3 protein-coding genes and 1 riboswitch are annotated in these 4,055 nt (G+C 62.3%); all 3 genes read right to left on the reverse strand.

The genetic code is table 11. The annotated features are described in order from the left end of the window. A partial coding sequence (locus QME84_08150; GenBank protein ID MDI6874236.1) for a CAP domain-containing protein occupies positions 1-1,175 on the reverse strand: 1,175 nt, incomplete at its 3' end. 93 nt (positions 1,176-1,268) lie between these two features. Continuing rightward, positions 1,269-1,358, reverse strand: a riboswitch (cyclic di-GMP riboswitch). 532 nt (positions 1,359-1,890) lie between these two features. After that, positions 1,891-2,616 carry a class E sortase gene (locus QME84_08155; GenBank protein MDI6874237.1) on the reverse strand — a complete coding sequence of 242 codons (726 nt, stop codon included), beginning with the start codon at positions 2,614-2,616 and terminating at the stop codon, positions 1,891-1,893. 163 nt (positions 2,617-2,779) lie between these two features. After that, a partial coding sequence (locus QME84_08160; protein MDI6874238.1) for an Rne/Rng family ribonuclease occupies positions 2,780-4,055 on the reverse strand: 1,276 nt, incomplete at its 5' end.

Below are 4,055 nucleotides of genomic sequence, written 5' to 3' on the forward strand. Positions count from 1 at the left end.
CCGGTGTATCCCTCGGCGAAGAACCAGCTACTGGAGGGGTTGGGGGTTCCGATGGACACGTGGCCCCCGTCCCGGCCCGCGTAGCTGAAGTACATGGCCCGCTCGGCCACGATGGGCAGATCGGAGGTCACCTGGGTGGAGACGTCGGTGGACTCCAGGCCGGGTATCTCGTCCACGTGCACCGTGTAGCGCCGGCGGGCGGGCACGTTAACCTGCCGGGTGATCACCCGGCCGTCGGGACGCATGAAGCTCAAGGTCACCGTGGCCCCGCTCTCGTTGGGGTTCTGGAGGAGTATCCAGGTGTCGAAGGTCCCCCCGGTGTATCCCTCGGCGAAGAACCAGCTACTGGAGGGGTTGGGGGTTCCGATGGAATCCGACCCCCCTCTCTTCCCGAGGTAGTTGAAGTACATGGACCGCTCGGCCAGGACCGGGAGGTCGCTCTTCACCCGCACGGAGAAGCTCCCCTTACCCACCGTTTCCCTGACCGGAATGGTGAAGCGGCTGTAGGCCCCCACCTGGTAGGTGAAGGCCCGGTTGTCGCCACCCTCTCCCTGAAAGGTCACCTCCACCCGGGCGGTGGCCCCGTTGGGGTTCATTATCAGGACGAAGGTATCGAAGGTGGCCGAGGGGGCGGGGGAAGCCCCCGCTTGCTCAGCAGTGGGCGGGATGGTGGTAAAATGCATGAACTCCTGGGTTATGTACAGGCCGCCCGGCCCGGGGACCACGCCCACCCCGATGCAGTTGAACTCCGGGCGCAGTATGTTCTGCCGGTGGGAGGGGCTGTTCATGAGGGCCTGAAAGGCCGCGTCCACGCTGGGGGCTTTGGCGATGTTCTCCCCGGCCAGCGTCCAACCCGTTATCCCCCGGGCGGCTATGCGTTGCTGCAGCCCCCCGGAAACCGGGGACTCGTGGCTGAAGAAGTTGTACTGTATCATCTCCTGGGAATAGGAGCGGGCGAAGTCGGTGAGCTGCTGCTCTACCAGCAAGGAGGGGAGGCCGGCCGCGTTTCGGGCTTGGTTGACCAGCTCCAACATGTGCGCCTCCTCCGCGGAGACGTTAACCGCGGCCTCAGCGTGTGTGGCTTGCACCGCCCAGGGGAGCACGGCGGCCAGTATCAGGATGGGGACCACGACTAGGTAGATCGTACCCTCGCGCCACCCTTTAAGCCCCTTCATTTGTTTCACCCCTTTTTGTCCCCGAGGGCTGGTGGCAACTCTTCCCATCCCCAAAAAAACGCCCTTTCCTTCCGGAAAGGGCGTCGCTTTCACGGCGGCAGCCTGGCAATCATAACCGCTCGCGCGGTCGTAGACCCATGGCTTTGCGCCCTCTCCTTTCGGAAGAGTTTGCCTTTATCGCCTTCAGGGATATGCGGTTTTCAAGTTCAACTCTTTTATCGGCCTCTTATATATAGACCTTGAGTCCCGCGGCGAACATTTTTCCGGTCCTTATTCGAAGCCTTCGAAGGATGCTGCGGAGACAGTGCCGCGCGGGGCGAGAAAAATACCCTAAAGTCTTCGGGGAGGGGTGACGATATAACTATTGCCAAAATATCTATGCCGAGTGAGTTTTGGCGCGGACCGGAAAGCTTGCCCACTTTCCGGTCCTAATTTTTAACATTAATCTTTTAGGCACGTTTCCGGCCTTCCATCGGCAAAAACCCCATCAAAAACCGTCAAACCACGCCGTGTACTGCATACGGCCTATGAATTTGGCGCCGAACGGCCGGGGTGGCTATGGTGATCTTGGCCCGGAAGCAAGAGATCCGGGGTTAAAGGGGATTTCAACGTGCTCGTCCGGCCTGGTAACTACCGACAACTACTCACATTCTTAAGGCACCACGCTCGTGGATAATCGGTCTTCCAGCTCTTAAGGCACCACACCCATTGATAATCAGTCATCTGGTGCCGCGTCCTTGGGACCCTCCAATTTATAGGCTCCCGCCAGGCGCCCCAACACGACGATCCTCCGCGAGGCGCTGTACCAGGGGTGGCAGGCGGTCAGGGTCACCCTGGGCTCCCCTCCCTGCTCCATCACCGTAAGGTCGGTGGGCAGGACGATGCACTGCCCGTAGATCAGGTAGGTATACCGCGCATCCGCGGTCTCCAGGATAATCTCGTCGCCGGGTTCCAGCTCCTCAATGTGGCGAAAGGGGGCTCCATAAGTGGTGCGGTGACCGCTGATCACGCAGTTGCCCTCCTGCCCTGGATAAGCGGTCCCGGGGAGATGCCCCGGTCCACGCTTGAGGTTCTCGGTGTCATCCAGCCCCTCCAGCTCCACCACGATGGCGTCCAGGTCCAGGCGGGGCACCACGATGCGGGCGATTCCATCGCCCACGGCCACCGGATCTCTTCCGGGGACCAGGGGCCTTTCCTCCCAGGCGCGGAAGAGCTCCTCCTGGGCCGCGGCCGCCCTGCGGTTCGTGTAATGGATGTAGGCGTATATGCAGGCCAGGGTCAGAAGCCCGCAGAGGATCAGGCTGACGCCGATGACCAGGAGTAACCTGCCCTTCCTCTTGCCTTCCTTTTCTGTCCTCCCGGTTTTCCTCAGCAGCGTTTCCTGGTCGCTTTCCTCGCCGTGCGGCACGGTGAAAACGCCCTTCTCCCCTTCCCTCCGCAACTCGCCCCTCCCCCACAGACCAGTTGGCTAACCGCCGCGCACGTCCTTCACGGAAGCTGCCCCTGAGCCCCTTCCCTCCTTCCGTTGGGCAGGCATTGACAACTCACCGGCATCTCCTTCCGGGCTCGACCGTTTCTTATCAAGGCCTCCGGTCATGCGGTCATCATGGCTCCCGGAAGACCATCCCCCTACCCTTGCACACCGGGCAGGTCTCGCCGAAGGCCTCTATCAGCCCCTCGGAGACGTTCTTGCGGGTCATCTCCACCAGACCCAGCTTGGTGAGCTCCACCACGTAGGTCTTGGTGCGGTCCTTCTCCAGTTCCCGGTTCAGGGCCTTGAGAACCGCCCGGCGGTTCCGGGACTCGTTCATGTCAATGAAGTCGATGATTATAATTCCCCCGATGTCCCGGAGGCGGAGCTGCCTCACCACCTCGGTGACCGCTTCGATGTTGGTCTGGAGGACGGTGTCCTCGAGGGACTTGTCGCCCACGAACCTTCCTGTGTTCACGTCGATGGCCGTCAGGGCCTCCGTGGTGTCGATGACGATGTAACCACCGGACGGGAGAGGCACCTCGCGGCGCAGGGCGTCCTTTATCTGCCGGTTGATGTCCAAGGCCTCGAAAAGCGGGGTGGAGCCGGTGTAATGCAGCACCCGCTCGACCAGGTCCGGCGCCACCATTCTCAGGTAATGGCGCAGGCGCCGGAAGGAGCGGTGGGAGTCCACCAGGATGCGCTCGAAGCTGGCGTCCATGATGTCCCGCACCACCTTGACCTCCAGCTCCGGTTCCTGGTAGAGGACGGCCGGCGCCCTCTTCTTCTCGGAATTCTTGCGCACCTGGTGCCATACCTTGCTCAGGTAGGCGAGGCTCTTCCTGAGCTCGGCGGCCTCCGCGTCCCGGGCTGCGGTGCGCACGATGAGGCCCACTCCCCGGGGTTTCACCTCTTCCACCAGCCGCCGCAGCCTCTCCCTTTCCTGCTCGCTCAGCTTATGCGAGATGCCCACGGTATCGTTCTGAGGCAGGAGCACCAGGTAACGTCCGGGGATGGAGAGGTAGGTGGTCAGTCGCGCGCCCTTCCCGCCCATGGGGTCCTTGGTGACCTGGACCACCACCGGTTGCCCCACCTTGAGGAGCTTGGTGATGTCCGGCTTCCCGCCCCACCTGGCCCGGTCCACGAAGATATCCCCCACGTAGAGCAGGGCGTTGCGATTGTGGCCGATGTCCACGAAGGCGGCCTCCATGCCCGGCAGGACGTTCTGTACCCGACCCTTGTATATGTCGCCGACGATGCTTCGGCGGTCCGCGTGTTCCACGAAGATCTCCTGCAGGACACCCTTCTCCATGACCGCCACCCGGGTTTCGCCGTCGTAGGTGGCGACGACGATCTCCTTCTCCACCGGGCTGGCCTGCCGGACCTCGAGGCTTTTCTTCTTCCTCCTA

The organism is Actinomycetota bacterium, assembly GCA_030019255.1.
Lineage (GTDB): Bacteria > Actinomycetota > Geothermincolia > Geothermincolales > RBG-13-55-18 > Solincola_A.